The organism is Bradyrhizobium sp. LB14.3 (assembly GCF_040547985.1).
GTDB lineage: Bacteria > Pseudomonadota > Alphaproteobacteria > Rhizobiales > Xanthobacteraceae > Bradyrhizobium.
Map to the genome: position 1 here is coordinate 44,058 of NZ_JBEPQT010000004.1, position 15,445 is coordinate 59,502.

General features: G+C 64.0%; 16 protein-coding genes and 1 pseudogene. 10 read left to right on the forward strand and 7 right to left on the reverse strand.

The features are described 5' to 3' along the window. The first annotated feature begins 8 nt into the window (after nucleotides 1–8). Genes ABIB00_RS10305 through ABIB00_RS10320 form a run of 4 tightly spaced genes read left to right on the forward strand, consistent with a single transcriptional unit; the run spans nucleotide 9 to nucleotide 3,350 of the window. Complete coding sequence (locus tag ABIB00_RS10305; protein ID WP_247445402.1) at nucleotides 9–854, forward strand: ABC transporter ATP-binding protein; 846 nt, start codon at nucleotides 9–11, stop codon at nucleotides 852–854. After that, nucleotides 851–1,669, forward strand: coding sequence for an ABC transporter permease (locus ABIB00_RS10310; protein ID WP_247348645.1), 819 nt, complete (start codon nucleotides 851–853; stop codon nucleotides 1,667–1,669). Before ABIB00_RS10305 ends, ABIB00_RS10310 begins: the two co-directional genes overlap by 4 nt. Beyond that, the gene (locus ABIB00_RS10315; RefSeq protein WP_354104238.1) at nucleotides 1,669–2,658 is read left to right on the forward strand and encodes a 2-hydroxyacid dehydrogenase; all 990 of its coding nucleotides are present in this window, start codon (nucleotides 1,669–1,671) and stop codon (nucleotides 2,656–2,658) included. The genes ABIB00_RS10310 and ABIB00_RS10315 overlap by 1 nt, the downstream gene beginning before the upstream one ends. Further along, nucleotides 2,658–3,350 (forward strand): AprI/Inh family metalloprotease inhibitor, encoded by a 693-nt coding sequence (locus ABIB00_RS10320; protein WP_354104239.1) that lies wholly within the window; start codon nucleotides 2,658–2,660, stop codon nucleotides 3,348–3,350. Before ABIB00_RS10315 ends, ABIB00_RS10320 begins: the two co-directional genes overlap by 1 nt. Nucleotides 3,351–3,417: 67 nt before the next feature. On the opposite strand, the gene ABIB00_RS10325 is transcribed toward ABIB00_RS10320, so the two are convergent. Continuing rightward, nucleotides 3,418–4,806 (reverse strand): peptidoglycan-binding protein, encoded by a 1,389-nt coding sequence (locus ABIB00_RS10325; protein WP_354104240.1) that lies wholly within the window; start codon nucleotides 4,804–4,806, stop codon nucleotides 3,418–3,420. Nucleotides 4,807–5,055: 249 nt separating this feature from the next. Here ABIB00_RS10325 and ABIB00_RS10330 point away from each other — a divergent pair, with 249 nt between their 5' ends. Further along, complete coding sequence (locus tag ABIB00_RS10330; protein ID WP_247445397.1) at nucleotides 5,056–5,430, forward strand: hypothetical protein; 375 nt, start codon at nucleotides 5,056–5,058, stop codon at nucleotides 5,428–5,430. Nucleotides 5,431–5,594: 164 nt separating this feature from the next. Next, nucleotides 5,595–5,915 carry a YMGG-like glycine zipper-containing protein gene (locus ABIB00_RS10335; protein ID WP_354104241.1) on the forward strand — a complete coding sequence of 107 codons (321 nt, stop codon included), beginning with the start codon at nucleotides 5,595–5,597 and terminating at the stop codon, nucleotides 5,913–5,915. Between the two features lie 22 nt (nucleotides 5,916–5,937). On the opposite strand, the gene ABIB00_RS10340 is transcribed toward ABIB00_RS10335, so the two are convergent. Together ABIB00_RS10340 and ABIB00_RS10345 are read right to left on the reverse strand one after the other, a co-directional pair. Beyond that, nucleotides 5,938–6,726: a bestrophin-like domain gene (locus ABIB00_RS10340; RefSeq protein WP_247445395.1), complete on the reverse strand. Its 789-nt coding sequence runs from the start codon at nucleotides 6,724–6,726 to the stop codon at nucleotides 5,938–5,940. Nucleotides 6,727–6,753: 27 nt separating this feature from the next. Further along, nucleotides 6,754–6,918, reverse strand: a pseudogene (locus ABIB00_RS10345) (JAB domain-containing protein); the annotation flags it as partial. Nucleotides 6,919–7,240: 322 nt separating this feature from the next. Here ABIB00_RS10345 and ABIB00_RS10350 point away from each other — a divergent pair. From ABIB00_RS10350 to ABIB00_RS10360, 3 genes are read left to right on the forward strand one after another with little or no spacing between them, the layout of a single operon-like run. Beyond that, nucleotides 7,241–7,879 carry a response regulator gene (locus tag ABIB00_RS10350; protein WP_354104242.1) on the forward strand — a complete coding sequence of 213 codons (639 nt, stop codon included), beginning with the start codon at nucleotides 7,241–7,243 and terminating at the stop codon, nucleotides 7,877–7,879. Then, on the forward strand, nucleotides 7,851–9,785 hold the full coding sequence (locus tag ABIB00_RS10355; protein WP_354104243.1) for a sensor histidine kinase: 1,935 nt from the start codon (nucleotides 7,851–7,853) through the stop codon (nucleotides 9,783–9,785). The genes ABIB00_RS10350 and ABIB00_RS10355 overlap by 29 nt, the downstream gene beginning before the upstream one ends. Nucleotides 9,786–9,808: 23 nt before the next feature. Further along, nucleotides 9,809–10,378, forward strand: coding sequence for a YybH family protein (locus tag ABIB00_RS10360; protein ID WP_354104244.1), 570 nt, complete (start codon nucleotides 9,809–9,811; stop codon nucleotides 10,376–10,378). A 180-nt stretch (nucleotides 10,379–10,558) separates the two neighbouring features. On the opposite strand, the gene radC is transcribed toward ABIB00_RS10360, so the two are convergent. Next, the gene (gene radC / locus ABIB00_RS10365) at nucleotides 10,559–11,272 is read right to left on the reverse strand and encodes a RadC family protein (protein ID WP_354104245.1); all 714 of its coding nucleotides are present in this window, start codon (nucleotides 11,270–11,272) and stop codon (nucleotides 10,559–10,561) included. A gap of 92 nt (nucleotides 11,273–11,364) precedes the next feature. After that, a complete protein-coding gene (locus ABIB00_RS10370) occupies nucleotides 11,365–12,309 on the reverse strand; it encodes a DMT family transporter (RefSeq protein ID WP_354104246.1) in 945 nt (314 codons plus the stop codon). Nucleotides 12,310–12,440: 131 nt separating this feature from the next. Between ABIB00_RS10370 and ABIB00_RS10375 the strand changes: the two genes are divergently transcribed. Beyond that, the gene (locus tag ABIB00_RS10375) at nucleotides 12,441–13,037 is read left to right on the forward strand and encodes a bifunctional transcriptional activator/DNA repair enzyme AdaA (protein WP_354104247.1); all 597 of its coding nucleotides are present in this window, start codon (nucleotides 12,441–12,443) and stop codon (nucleotides 13,035–13,037) included. Between the two features lie 25 nt (nucleotides 13,038–13,062). Here ABIB00_RS10375 and map read toward each other — a convergent pair whose 3' ends face one another. Both map and ABIB00_RS10385 read right to left on the reverse strand, forming a co-directional pair. Further along, entirely contained in the window at nucleotides 13,063–13,881 is an 819-nt protein-coding gene (map, locus tag ABIB00_RS10380) for a type I methionyl aminopeptidase (RefSeq protein ID WP_007597786.1), read from the reverse strand. A gap of 121 nt (nucleotides 13,882–14,002) precedes the next feature. Continuing rightward, nucleotides 14,003–15,319, reverse strand: a complete 1,317-nt coding sequence (locus tag ABIB00_RS10385) for a mechanosensitive ion channel family protein (protein ID WP_354104248.1) — start codon at nucleotides 15,317–15,319, stop codon at nucleotides 14,003–14,005. Nucleotides 15,320–15,445 lie beyond the last annotated feature (126 nt).

The window sequence follows — 15,445 nt, forward strand, 5'->3', positions numbered from 1 at the left end:
CAAGGTCGATGTCGTCAGTCAAAACTACGGCGGGGGTCGAGACCGGCCTGACGGCCCTCGCCGTCAGCCTGCGCGGCGTGACGAAGGCCTATGACAACGGCGTGATGGCGCTCGGCCCGCTCGATCTTGCGGTACGCAAGGGCGAGTTCATCTCGCTGCTGGGACCGTCCGGTTGCGGCAAATCCACCGCGCTGCGGCTGATCGCGGAGCTCAGCGCGCCGTCGTCCGGGGTCGTGCGGTTGGCGCGTCAGGAGGGCAAGGCGCAGCCGGGCCATGTTCAGCCAGGTCATTTTCAGCCAGGTCACGGCATCGGCTTCGTGTTTCAGGAGCCGACCCTGATGCCCTGGACCAGCGTGCGCGAGAACGTGCGGCTGCCGCTGAGGCTCGCAGGCGTGCCGAAGGCGGACGCGCGCGCGCGCGCCGACGAGGCGCTGGCGAGCGTCGGGCTTGTTGATTTCGCCGAAGCCTTTCCGCGCGAACTCTCCGGCGGCATGAAGATGCGGGTGTCGCTGGCGCGTGCGCTCGTCACCGACCCTGATATCCTCCTGATGGATGAGCCGTTCGCGGCGCTCGACGAAATCACGCGCTTCCGCCTCAACAACGATTTGCTTGCGCTGTGGCGCAGGCTTGGCAAGACCGTCATCTTCGTGACCCATTCAGTGTTCGAATCCGTCTATCTGTCGCAGCGCGTGGTGGTCATGTCGGCGCGGCCGGGCCGCATCCAGGCCGACATCCGCATCGAGACGGTCGAGCCGCGCGGCGAGGGGTTTCGCACCTCGGCTGCCTATTCCGATTATTGCCGGACCGTGTCGGCCGCGCTGGCGCCATCCTATTCAGGGCAGTCGACGCTATGAATGCGCAAGCGACCGTCGCGGCAAAGCCGTCCGGCGCAAAACGCGCGTTGCGTTTCGTGCTGCCCGTCATCGTATTCGCGGCGGGACTCCTCGCCTGGGAACTCGTGGTCCGCATCAAGGACATCCCGCCTTACGTGCTGCCGGCGCCCTCGGTCATTTTTTTGACGCTGATCAAGGACTGGGCGGTGCTGTCACAATCGCTAGCCGCGACGTTGCTGACCACGCTTGAAGGTTTTGTGGCGGCCAGCATCGGCGGCATCGCGATGGCGCTGCTGTTCAACCAGTCGAAATGGGTGGAAGCCTCGTTATTTCCCTATGCCGTGGTGCTTCAGGTCACACCTGTCATCGCGATTGCGCCACTGCTGTTGATCTATCTGGAGCAGCAGACCGCGGTCGTGGTCTGCGCCTTCATCGTCGCCTTTTTCCCGGTGCTGTCGAACACCACGCTCGGGCTCAATTCGGTCGATCGCAACCTCGCAGGCCTGTTCCAGCTCTATGGCGCCTCGCCACAGCAGACCCTGCGCTTTCTCAAGCTGCCGGCGGCGCTGCCCTATATTCTCGGCGGCCTGCGCATTGCCGGCGGCCTGTCGCTGATCGGCGCGGTCGTGGCCGAGATCGCGGCGGGAACGGCCGGCGCCGGCTCCGGGCTCGCCTACAGGATCGCCGAATCCGGCTACCGGTTGAACATACCCCGCATGTTCGCAGCGCTGCTGTTGCTGTCGCTGGCCGGGATTGTCATCTATGGGGTGCTGGCGCTAGTTTCGCACCTCGTTTTACGGCGCTGGCATGAGAGCGCGCTTGGAAAGGACAACTGATGACCACCGGTTCGATTTCGTCCGAAAAGATCGACCTTCTGATTTATGGGCCGGTCCGGCCGATCCTCGAGAACGGGTTTTCCGATCATTTCGTCGTGCACAAGGCGGAGACGCGGGGCGATCTCGAGCGGCTGACGCCGGCGATCCGCGAAAAGATCCGCGGCGTGGCGGTGACCTATCACACCGTGCGCGCCGACAAGGATTCGCTGTCGCAATTGCCCAAGATCGAGATGGTGGCGAGCTTCGGCGTCGGCTACGACCACATCGACTCCAAATACGCCGCCGAGCACAACATCATCGTCACCAACACGCCCGACGTGCTGACCGAGGAGGTCGCCGACGTCGCCATGGGCCTTCTGATCTCCACCGTGCGTGAGTTCATCAAGGCCGACCGTTATGTGCGCTCCGGCCTCTGGCAGACCCAGAACTATCCGCTCAGCGTCGGCTCGCTGCGCGACCGCAAGGTCGGCATCGTCGGCATGGGCCGGATCGGACAGGCGATCGCGCGCCGGCTCGATGCCTCGCTGGTGCCGGTGGTCTATCACACCCGCAATCCGTCCAAGGAGGTCTCCTACAAGCACTACCCTGACCTGATCGAGATGGCGAAGGCGGTGGACACGCTGATGGTGATCGTGCCCGGTGGCGCCAGCACCAACAAGATGATCAACGCCGAGGTATTGAAGGCGCTCGGCCCGCGCGGTGTGCTGGTCAACGTCGCGCGCGGCTCCGTGATCGACGAACCGGCGCTGGTCCAGGCGCTCAAGTCCGGCACCATTCTGGCGGCCGGTCTCGACGTGTTCGCGGCCGAACCCACCGTGCCGGACGAGCTCAAGACCATGCAGAACGTCGTGCTGTTGCCGCATATCGGCTCGGCCTCTGTGGTGACGCGCAACGCGATGGACCAGCTCGTGGTCGACAACCTCAAATCCTGGTTCGCCGGCAACGCGCCGTTGACGCCGGTTGCGGAAACGCCGTTCAAGGGGCGCTAATGAACGCGCTCCGCCTCAATACGTGGGTCGTGGCGGCGCTTGTCGCCGCCTCGACCCTCGCGCAGGCGCAGGATACGACGACCCTGAAGAAGGAAATGGTCGGGCAGTGGGAGCTCTCGACCACCGAGCGCAGCAAGACCTGCGTGATCACGATGAAGGGCGACGCAGCCGGGCAGGGTTTCAAGCTCGAGCTGGAGCCGGCCTGCAAGGCCGCGCTGCCCTTCACCAAGGGCATCGTCGCCTGGAGCGTCAGGGGTCTCGACATCGTCCGTATGCAGGATGCGAGCGGTGAAGCCGTGATCGACTTCACCGAGGTCGAGGCCGGTATCTTCGAGGGCCTGCGGCAAGGCGAGGGCGTTTACATCCTGCAAGACCTCGCCGCCGCCCGCTCGATGGCGAAGTCGATGGACCAGATGATCGGCGACTGGTCGATGGTGCGGAGCAACGGCCAGCCGGTCTGCGCGCTGACGCTGACCAACACGGAAGCCGGGCCCGACAATTTCCAGGTCTTCCTCAAGCCGAAATGCGACGCGGCCATCGCGCAGTTCAACCCCACGCAATGGCGGCTCGAGCGCGGTCAGATCATTTTGATGTCGAAGGCCGGCGACGCCTGGCAGTTCGAGGCCGACGACAACGCGCAATGGCGGCGCGTTCCCGATACCGCCGATCCCCTGCTCATGCTGCGTCAGTAGGCAACGCGAAATGCGACCTCATCCTGAGGGCCCGCCATAGGCGGGCGTCTCGAAGGATGGCCGCAGGTTACGTCGTCGCCTTCGGCGGCGGCGCGGTGCCTTGGGCCCACTTCTCCAGCTTGCCGAGCACGCCCCAGGCCGTGAGTGCCAGGGAGATCGGCATCGCGAACTGGCCGAGGCCAGGCACGGCGGACACGATCGTCCCGAGCAGCCCGGCAATACCGCCCGCGTTGGGGCTCGCCGTCACCGAAGAGAGCAGCGCCGTGATCAGCGAGCCGCCGATGCCGAGCGCAGTCTTCTTGCCGTCGAGCATCTTGCCGATGGTGTCGCCGAGCGCGCCGTTGACCTGGCCGAGGACGGGCTTGCCGTCCTTGTTGAGCAAGGTACTGAGCAGGTCGACGACCTGCTTCAACTGATTGACGGGGGCGGGGCTGGTCGGGGTGACTGGTCCTGGCATGGGAGCTGTCTTGTTGACGAGGGAAAGGAGCCGTTCGAACAGGCTGATCGGATCGTTGGTGGCGGGCAGCGTGTTGCCCGATGTCGTCGTTCCCGGCGTCACACCGCCGGCCGGTGGCCGCAGCAATTGTGCGAGGTCCTCAAGCCGCTTCATGATCTGGGACACATCGCCGGTCGGTACGGTGGGGCCCGACTGCGCCGTGCGCGTGAGGGCGGCGACCGTGGCGCCGTCGAGAAGTCCGGTATCCCTCAGCCCGTTCCGCTGCTGAAACTGCGAGACCGCGGTCTTCGTCTTCGGTCCACTGATGCCGTCCTCGTCGAGCGGCGGATTGGCGCCGAGCTTGTTGAGCGCCTGCTGCATGAGAACGATCGTCGATGCCGAGTCGTCCTCCGGTTCCACGCGGCTCGCGAATTGCGGGTTGCCGTCGAGCGTGATCGAGGAATCGAGCGACATCATCGCATGCAGGATCACGGCGGTGCCGAGTTGGGAATCGACGTGGTTCGAATCGAACACATGGTCGCGGACGAACTTGCCGGCCCTTGCCTCGGGCGGGCCATACAATGTCGAACCACCATAAAGATAGGGCGAATTGCAGCCCTTGGCGTGATAGCCGAAGCCGTTGAACGCCTCGAGCCGGAACAGAATCCGCGCGATACCCCAGTCGTGAGCGCCGACGAAATTTTCGATTCTGAATGCATCCACGGCGCCGTCCACGAACGTGGCAAACGGACCGCGCCCTTTCGGAACGACGGTCGTGGCGCGATGAAGCGTTTCGCCGTTGCCGAGATAGGTGTCGAAATCGAAATTGGACTCGCGGTAATGACAGAGGGCAGCGAAATACCAGGGGACGCCGGTCAGCCGCTCGACCTGCTGATAGGTCGCCTTGCCGTTAATGGCCTTGCGTGCGACCCCGTTCGCGTCGGAGAGGCGTGGAGGCCGGATCTCGAGATTGGCCCAATTCCGCTCGTATTCGCTTTTCAAACTCTCGAATGAGACCATTTTCCGCTCCTGCAATGAATGAATTATCGCAACTCCGTGTCAGTCCAAGTGAACCAGGTGCCGTGATCAGGCGTGACGCCAGCGTGATCTCCCAAATCTGGCAGGCCGCCGGCGCGGCGCGTGTGAAATGGGTTACAGCCTCGCCGGGAAAATGAGCGGCGGGACCGGGATCGAGGCGGTCGCCGCCGAGGGAACCGGCAGGGACCCTCCTCCGTTAGCGACGCGAGGCAGTCCCGCAAGGATTCCTGCATGACCAAGCGCGTCCTCGCGATCGGCATCGAACCCGGCAATGCGGACTACAGCGCATTCCCGCTGCTCACACCGGAACTCGTGCGCGACTACATCGATGCGCAGCTGCTGCGCCTGCGCGATCTCGGTTACGAGGTCACGAGTTGCCTGATCGATCTCGATGCCGCGGCGGAAGCCGCCGTCACGGCAGCGTTGCGCGACGAGAGCTTCGACTGCATCGTGATCGGCGCGGGCCTGCGCGAGCCGAAGGAGCGTCTGCTGCTGTTCGAGAAGGTGCTCAACCTCGTCCACCGCCTGGCGCCTGACGCCGCGATCTGTTTCAACACCACGCCCGCCGACACCGCCGAGGCCGTGCAGCGCTGGGTCGATGCTTGAGATGAATCGGCAAGCCCGTGCATCGCAGGCGGCATCATTAAAGCCGCCGTCGCGCTACGCCTCCGGCGCCACCGCATGACGTGAGGAGGCGCGGCGTCGGCAATTTGTCTGGCCCGAATCCGCTTCCGGCGCTATGACTCGCCTGGCCACAGGGGAGGGCGAGCATGCTTCGAGGTCTTCGTATTGGAAGTTTCGCAATCGCGACATGTCTGACGGTCGCGATGGCGATGCCGGTCCACGAGGCGGCGGCGCAGGACGCAATCGGCGGTGCCATCCTCGGCGGCGTCGGTGGAGCGATCGTGGGTGGCGCGCTCGGCGGGGGCCGTGGAGCCGCCATCGGCGCCGTCGTCGGTGCCGGCACGGGCGCTGCGATCGCCTCCGAGGGCGAACGCCGCCGCTCCGGCTACTACGCCTATCAGCGCGGTTGCTACATGCAGCGCCGGGACGGCTCCTACGTCCCGGTCGATCCCCGATACTGCTACTGAGATCGAGACGAGCTGTCGCGCCTCAACTTTTCGCCGCTGACTCCGGCATGATCTGGAGCAGCGGCTCCGGCCGGATCGAGACCTGGCCGGCGAACGGCCGGTCGTGCGCGGCGATCAAGAGAACCGAGGTCGCGACGCCGGTCGCGAACAGGCCCATCGCGATCGCCGATCCCAGCCGGTTGTCGCAATGGACGAGGCCGATCACCAGCAGCGCGCAGGCCGCCTGGAGATACAGGCACCACCATTTGACCGAATTCACCGCGGCGAGGCTGACGATGATCCGCTGCCGCCGCGCATCCAGCGCCTGCTGGAGCGCGTTGATGATCTCGTGCTGCACGGTCTCCTGATTCCGGCCCTGCGGCGCCATCGCGACGACGAGCTGCAAGGCTTCGGCGAGCGCGGGCGGCGTCACCTTCAGCGACACCTCCTGATGCGCCATCATCGGCCATTCCACCGTGACGGCCTGCTCGACATAGTCGCGCACCAGGCCGCGCAGCCTTGTCTCCTGCTCTGCCGGCAGGCCGGCGGCGAGCAGCACAGCGCTTCGCAGCGCGCTGGCCTCACGGCTCACCGCGGCGCCGGCGCGGTCGCTGTCGCCCCAGACCTGCGCCGCGGTAAAGGCGACGAACAGGCCGAAGATGATGCCGAGCACCGGCAGCATGCCCGGTGAGATCGCCTTCAGCGATTTGGCGCGCTCCCCCGTTGCGACAAGCGCGACGGCCGCGAAGATGGCCATCGCCACCAGATAGGTGAAACCGAAGACCACCAGCGCCATCCAGGGCAGCGGCAGATTGTGCAGCCAGTCGCTCATGCTGTCCTTGTCATGTGATTCGACAGCCTAGATCAACCGCAGCCCACGCAGGCTGGCATGGCCGCCTCGGTCCACGATGATGTGGTCGTGCACGGCGATGCCGAGCGGCTTTGCGATGTCGATGATCGCTTTCGTCATCTGGATGTCGGCCTGCGAGGGCGAGGGATCGCTTGAGGGGTGGTTGTGGACAATGGACCGGGCGATTTATCATGTTGATAGCGTTGGCGTTGTTACCGCGTATGCAAGGACAGGGCTCGCTCATTGGGGGCGGTAGGTGGTGTCTGTTCGTGACGATCCCGTTGAGTCAATCTCGGTCTCTTGGTCTACTTCAGCGGCACGGTAGGTTGTCAAATCTGAGACCAAGTCCGCGCTGGGCCGCTTAGCGGTTATCGCGCCGTCGTCGACCAACTTTGCCGACTTGCCAGCACGGCCGTTATCCCGTGTTCGCGGTATGCCCAAAATGGCAATTATCCCCTATCCTCGTAAGTAGCGGCCCCTGCCCGAGGAGGGCATCATGACGACCGTAATGGTAGTCGAGGACGACCCGGCGTTTCTGACTCGATTCTGCAAGATTGTGGCCTCTGACGCGGAACTCGAACTCTTCGCCGCGGTGGCTGACGTCGCCTCCGCCCGGCAGGCGATGAGCAAGGCGGCACCTGACGTCTTGCTGACGGATCTCGGACTACCCGACGGCAGCGGCATCGACCTGATCCGGGAAACAGCGCACCGCCACCCCGACACGGACATCATGGTCATCACGGTTTTCGGCGACGAAGACCATGTGCTCGCCAGCATAGAGGCAGGGGCGACAGGGTACATCCTCAAGGACAGCTTGCCCCAGGAGTTCGTCCATCTGATCAAACAACTGCGCGCCGGGGGCTCTCCCATCAGCCCGGTGATCGCCCGGCAGTTGCTGAGGCGGCTGAAGCCTGCGGCCGTTGCGGCGGAGGCGAAACCGGAGACGGCGCTGTCGGTGCGGGAGTCGGAGGTGCTGGCTTTCATCGCCAAGGGCTTCAGTTTCGGCGAGATATCCCGATTGCTCGGCCTGTCGCATCATACCGTCGTTTCGCATGTGAAGAAAATCTATCAGAAGCTCGCCGTGCATTCCCGCGGGGAGGCCGTCTATGAAGCCGGAAAGATGGGGCTTATCTAGGTATGTCGCCGCAACGGTCCTGCGGTCGCCACAAAATTCGCTCGGGCTACTGCTTCTCGGTGTACTCGCGCTCGTTCTCGCGCCGATGCTCGCGCCGATTCCGTCCATCGGAGCTACCGGCGAGCCACTGCTGCGACTCGGTCAAGCCGAGTTCATCTTCAGCGACTCGTCTGAGCCGCCATCGGATTCGGCGGCTTGGCGGCGGCAGATTTTGCCCGACAACTGGCTCGTTTCGCGCCCCGGTGTCTGGGGCTACGGCTGGTACCGACTGCACATCGTCTTGCCCGTCGAGCCGGATAAACTCTACGCAGCCTACGTGCCTTTGCTCCAGACCTTTGGGGCCTTGTACGTGAACGGCGTTCACGTGGGCCAGACGGGGCCCTTTGAGCGAACCTCACGCACTGAGCAACCACCTCCGCCCTTTGTGCCCGGCGCTCCGCCGGTTCTGCTTGGGCATCCCCCTCAGCTGTTTTCCATCCGTCACGACCTTCTGCATGCGGGCCCCAACACGGTCCATCTGAGGTTATGGGTCAAGAGCGGTACGCGCGGAGCTTTGTCCGGCATGACGATCGGGCCAGAGCCCTTGGTGCGCGCGGTGTACGAGCGGCGTGTTTGGGTCTCGGTCACCGGCCCGCAGATGATTGTTGTCTTTTCAGCCGGTTTCGGACTGTTCATTCTGCTCATGTGGCTGCGTCGCCGCCACGAGACCATGTACGGCTACGCTGCGCTAACGGCTCTCGCGTTCGCTCTCTTTGTTGCCGGTCGATTTGTGATAGCCGAGCCACCCATTCCATTCCCGTACTGGGGCGTACTGGTCTGGGCTGGATTGGAAGCCTACATCGTCCTCATGTGCCTTTTTGCACTGCGCTACGGCGGGTGGCGCTGGCCGCGCCTGGAACGTTGGTTGTGGGCTTATCTGGTCGCCTCGCCGTTTCTCGACTACGCGTCCTTTGTCGGCTTCGGGGGATGGGTCACCCAACAATGGTGGCTTATGACCTTCGTACTGACCATCGTCTATGTCGCGGTCTTTTGGACGCTTGCCTGGCAACGAAGGACACTGGAGACGCTTGGCCTTGCCATTGCGGGGTCAATCAAGCTTGTGATCTCCGCCAACGAGCGCCTCTTGTCCTATCCGATAGACCTGCCGCGATACCAACCGTTTGCCTACGTGCCGATGTTCATCATGATAGGGTGGATCCTTATCGACCGCTTCGTAAGATCGCTCAACGACACCGAAAAACTTAACGCGGAACTGGAACAGCGCGTCGCCGAAAAGCACGCCGAGCTGGCACGCAACTACCAGCGCATGCAGATGATGGAACGCCAGCAGGCGATTGTCGAAGAACGCAGCCGCATCATGCGCGACATGCACGACGGCATCGGCGCGCAGTTGATCTCTGCCTTGAGCCTGGTCGAGCATGGCGAGTTGTCCGCAATGGAGGTCGCCGCCGCATTGCGCGAATGCCTGGACGACCTGAGACTCACCATCGATTCGCTGGAGCCGACCGAAAACGATCTCCTGCCGGTGATGGGGAATCTACGCTACCGGCTCGACGGACGGCTGCGCAAACAAGGCATCGAACTCGATTGGCAGGTGAGTGAGGTGCCCGGGCTCCCTTGCCTGACGCCACAGAACGTGCTGCACATTCTACGTATCCTGCAGGAGGCCTTCACCAATATCGTGAAGCACGCTCACGCGACCAGCATACGCGTGGAAACCGGATTGGACGCCGCGGGCGAGCACGTCTATATCTGCGTGCGTGACAACGGCACAGGTTTCTGTGGCGAGCGCACCGGCCGGGGCATCGCCAGCATGAGGCACCGCGCGAAAGTCATTGGCGGCCGGCTCGACATCCAGCCATCCGCCGCCGGCACGACCCTCAACCTCCTGCTACCGGTTTCCTAAACCGTCACAAGAGAGCGCATCCCATGTTTGGGGGATACGTTTCCGTATTCGCGGGATTTCGCGTCTCGCTCGTTCGTCTAACCTGGGATTTGTCGGAGGCTCGTTATATCGGACTCCGTTTTCTTGGGGAGGGTCTAGCCATGAAAGCGAAGTATGCGCTCTGTGCAGTGCTGCTGGTTGCGCTCGCCGCGGTCGGAAGCGCGAGGGCCGAGGATCTGCGTGCCGTCATGGAGGCGGACAATGCCCGCTGGCTTGCCGCGTACAATACCAACACCCCCGCTGCGTTTCCCGCGATGTACACGAATGACGCGGTTGTGCTGCCGCCGGGGGCCCAGCCGGTCAACGGGCAGCAAGCGATCGGAAAGTTCTGGGAAGACCGCCTCAAGCCGGGCAACCGGAAGGATCATACGTTCGAGATCGTCAGTATTCGGCAAGATGGTCAGTATGCCTATCAGGAGGCCCGCTGGACGCTCAACATCATCAACAAGACCGGCGAGCCGACGAAAGTGTCGGGGAACACCGTCCGCATCTTCGAGCACCAGCCAGACGGGGCCTGGCTGACCAAGCTGCACATCTTCAATCTTCACCAATGAACAATCGTACCCTTACGTTTCAAGGGCGCGCAAGGCGGTGCTTGTCAGCGAGGGAGCGCGGGTGCCGCTTGAGCGTCTTCCAGCGAAGTGGATACCGGTTCGCTCGAAGAAACGCGTCAAAATAAAGAAACAGGCCTCCGTTCCGATTCGATCGGAACGGCTCTAGGCTGCTTGTCGCTATCACATCAGCCTCAAGCCCTTCAGACTCGCATGCCCGTTCTTGCCGACGATGATGTGGTCGTGCACGGAGATGCCGAGCGGCTTTGCGATCTCGATGATCGCTTTCGTCATCTGGATGTCGGCCTGCGAGGGCGAGGGATCGCCTGAGGGGTGGTTGTGGACCAGGATCAGCGCGGTCGCGGATAATTCCAGCGCGCGCTTGATCACCTCGCGCGGATAGACCGGGGTGTGGTCGACGGTGCCGGTCTGCTGCACCTCGTCGGCGATGAGCTGGTTGCGCTTGTCGAGGAACAGCAGGCGGAATTGCTCCTTGTCGGCAAACGCCATGCTGGTGCGGCAATAGTCGATCACCTCGTTCCAGGACGACAGCGCGTTGCGGCTGTTGACCTCGCCCTTGGCGACGCGGTGCGATGCCGCCGCGATCAGCTTGAGCTGGTGGATCGCGGGCTCGCCGACGCCGTCAACCTCGCGCAGGCGCGCCACCGGAGCATGGACGACCTCGGCGAACGAGCCAAAAGTCTTGATCAATGTCTTCGCCAGCGGCTTGGTGTCGCGCCGCGGCAGCGCCGGAAACAGCGCCATCTCCAGCAGCTCATAGTCGCTGAGCGCATCCGCACCGGCGCTGTAGAAGCGCTCGCGCAGCCGCTCGCGATGGCCGAGATAGTGCGGCGCTTCCTCCGGCTTGCTCTTGTCCTGGTCTGACTTGGCGGGCATCGGTCGCCAGCATTGCCGCGGACCAGCGCTTTTGCAACCGTCAATTGCGGGACGGCGCGCAGGTCCTGGCATATGGCTTTGAAGATGGTGACTCAGCCCGCCGGTCTTCGGGCGCCGTGCGCTGGTGCGGGCACCGTGACCGCCACCACACCGGCGAGAATGAACAGCATTCCGGCAATACTGGACCAGGTAAATTGCTCGCCGAGCCATGCGGTGCCGAGCGCCACCGCGAAACCGGCGCGCAGATAGCTTCCGCTTGTCGTGCCGAGCGGACCGAGCGTGTGGATCAGCCGGAAATAGATCACCATCGCGAAAGCCGTGCAGACCACCGCGAGCGCGATCACCGCCGCGATCGCCTGCGCCGGCGGCGGCGCCAGTGTCCACGGCTGTTCGAGAGCGGCGGCGATCGGGAGCATGAGAAGCGCGGCGCAGCTCATGGCTCCGGCCGCCGTGACGATCGCGGGACGCCCCGAGAAGCGCTGCCCCCATATCGGTGCGAGCGCATAGCAGAGGCTCGCGCATAGTACCGCTGCCTGGGCCAGCGGAGCGGCCGTGCCGATCCCCGAAAACGCATCGGCACCTATGGTCACGGCGACACCCGCGAGACCGAGACCGACGCCGATGAGCTTCTGGCCGTTGATGCTCAGCCGCCCGCGCACGGTCATCATCGCGATCGCGAGCACAAACATCGGCGGGGTTGCATTGAGTACGCCGGCGAGACCGCTTGCGATATGTGCCTCGCCCCAGCTGATCAGGGTGAAGGGCAGTGCACTCTGCAGCAGCCCTTGCACGAAGAGGGCCGCCCAGTCCGATCCTCGGCGGGGAAGGGCGTGTCCCTGCGCGAGAGCGATCAGGATCAGGATAATGGCCGCGATCGTCACCCGCGCGGCGACCATCGTGAAGGGCGGAATCGTCGGGATCGCGACCTTGATCAGCGTGAACGAACTGCCCCAGATCAGCGAGAGCAGCAGCAGGAGTCCGATCTCGAGCGCGAGAGTGGTCTTCCTTCGCGTCGTTTGTTGCCTCTGCGTGCTCATGCGATTTGCTCCTGAAGCGATCGACACCATGATCCGGAGCGCCGGGAGAGGCTGGCTGAATTCGGACCTCATCGCCCGATCGAGTCCGATTTCAGCTACTCGGCGTGCAGCGCGGGCATTATTATCGCGCAATGGCGACAGGCTCGGCGCATAGGCAAACCCTGCCACCGCATCTCGACTGGGAAACCTGCGATCGGGCTCGGCTGGCCCGTGCGCGCGCCTTCGACGGACTGTTCTTCTCCGGTGTCCGGTCGACGCGCATCTATTGCCGGCCGGTCTGTCCGGTTCGTCCTGCTCGCTCCGAGAACGTCACCTTCTATGCGACAGCTGCCGCCGCCGAGCGGGCCGGTTTTCGCCCGTGCCTCCGCTGCCGGCCGGAAACGGCGCCGGGGTCGCCGGCCTGGATGGGAACGGCGAGCACCGTGGCGCGCGGGATGCGTCTGATCCATGACGGTTTTCTGGATCAGGCTTCAATGACGGAGCTTGCAGAAGCCCTTGGCGTCGGGCCGCGCCACCTGCTTCGCCTGTTCATGCGCCACGCCGGGGCGAGCCCGAGCGAGATCGCAGCGACGCGGCGGGTGCAGGAAGCCAAGCGCTTGATCGACCAGACCAGCATGACATTGGCGGAGATCGCCTTCGCCGCAGGTTTCGGCAGCGTTCGCAGATTCAACGATGCCTTTGCCGCGACCTACAAGCGGCGGCCGTCGTCGTTCCGCCGGCCGCGATAGGCGCGCGTCGGCGCTTGCGCCGCCATCACCCGATCTGCTTCTCGCCGTGCCGCTCCGATAGCGTGAAGATCTCGACGCCGGTGGCGGTGACGCCGACGGAATGCTCGAACTGCGCCGATAGCGAGCGGTCGCGGGTGACGGCGGTCCAGCCGTCGGACAGGATCTTCACATGCGGCTTGCCGAGATTGATCATCGGCTCGATGGTGAAGAACATGCCCGGCTTGAGCTGCACGCCTTCGCCCGGCCGGCCGATATGGATGATGTTCGGCTCGTCGTGGAACATGCGCCCGAGGCCATGACCGCAGAAATCGCGCACCACGCTCATGGCCTGCGGCTCGACGAAGCTCTGGATGGCGTGGCCGATGTCGCCGGTGGTGGCGCCGGGCTTCACCGCGGCGATGCCCCGCATCATGGCCTCATACGTCACCTCGATCAGCCGTTCGGCCTTGCGCGCGATCGGGCCGACCGCATACATGCGGCTGGAATCGCCGTACCAGCCGTCGACGATGAAGGTGACATCGATGTTGACGATGTCGCCCTCTTTCAACGGACGGTCGCCGGGCATGCCGTGGCAGACCACGTGGTTGAGCGAGGTGCAGGTCGAGTAGCGGTAACCGCGATACATCAGCGTCGCCGGATAGGCATTGTTGCTGAAGGCGAAGTCGCGGACGAACTGGTCGATGCGCTCGGTCGGCACGCCGGGCCCGACGATGTCGGTGAGCTCGTCGAGGCACTTCGCCACCAGCGCTCCCGCCTTGCGCATGCCGGCAAAGGCGCTCGGTCCGTGCAGCTTGATCTGTCCGGTCTTGCGCAGGGAGGTATCGGAAGCTTCGACGTAACTCATGCGGACGCTATCTTCTGGGGTGGGCTCGATATCGGCGGAAAGGCTTGATTTCACGCTCCAATTTAATGATTGCGGGCCTTCATGCAAGTCAGGCGTGCCTGTCTTGTGCCCGTAAGCGGGCCTAATTCGGGACTTCTACGGTGGTTTCCACCGGCAGGGCGCCGCCGCGGATGCGGATTTCGCGGACAGGGTAGGGAACCCGGATGCCCTCGCGCTTGAAGGCGTCCCACAACGCCAGCATCACGTCGCTCTTGACGCCGTCCATGCCGTCGGGGTCCGCGATCCAGAAGGTCAGCGAGAACTTCATTCCGGCTTCCGCGAATTCGGTCAAAATGCTGTTCGGCGGCTTGCCCTTCTGCGCGCGGGGATGGGCGGCGGCGGTCTCGGCGGCGAGCTTGCAGACCAGCCGCGGATCGGCGTCGTAATTGGTGCCGAAGGCGATCTTCACCAGCGTGTTCTTGTCGGTATAGGTCCAGTTGACCACTTTCTGCGTCACCAGATCCTCGTTCGGCACCAGGAATTCGCGGCCGTCGCCGGCGGCGACGGAAATATAGCGCGTCTTCATCGCGCTGATCCGTCCGGTGTTGTCCCCGATGGTGACGAGGTCGCCGGGCTTCACCGATTTGTCGGCGAGCAGGATGATCCCCGAGATGAAATTGGCCACGATCTTCTGCAGGCCGATACCGATGCCGACGCCAACCGCGCCGGAGAACACCGCGAGCGCGGAGAGGTCGATGCCGACCGCGCCGAGCGCAATGACAATTGCGATGGCCAGAAGTCCGATGCGGATGATCTTGATCAGCAGCACCTGCACCGACGGGGTTAAATCGGTCGTCGAATTGATCCGGCTCTCGGCGAAATTGCTGGCGATATTGGTGGCCCAGAGCGCGATGAGCAGCAGCGCGCCGGCCTTGATCACCAGCAGCGGCGTCAGCCGCAGGCCGCCGAGCACGATGGCGAAGGAATCCAGCAAATCCACCGTCGCATCGAGCTGGCCGAGGATGGAGAGCGCGGCGACAAACCAGGCCGTGATCGACACCAGCTTGACGATGAAGGCGTTGCGCAGCATCGAGGTCAAGAGCCGGATCGCGAGCCAGGCCAGCCCGAGCTTGGCGGCGACCATCAGCAGATAGCTGCGGCTCGGCCAGGTCGCGTGATACATCACCACGCGGGAGATGATCACCAGCAGGGTGAACACCGCCGTCGAGGCGCTGCTCACCATGACGCGGGCGAAGTGCCGGAGCGGCAGCGGCCAGTGCATCGCCAGCGATGTCATGTCGACGCGGTGGCGAACCCCGGCTTCCGCGGCATAGGCGATGCCGGCCGCAGCCAGAATCAGGCCGAATTGCAGGTAGAACCAGGGTGAGCAAATCTCCGCCCCGACGCTGCGTGCGGTGGTCTGCACGAACTCCATGAAGTCTTTGAGGTCCATGTCCATCGGTCTCGTCGGGAAGCGGGCGGGAGGATTTGATTCGAGGGCGCCGCAGAATCCCACAAAGGGAGCGGCCGGGCCACCGATACACCGCTAAGTGAAGTGCGTTAAGGCCGCAAAATACGGGCAGAT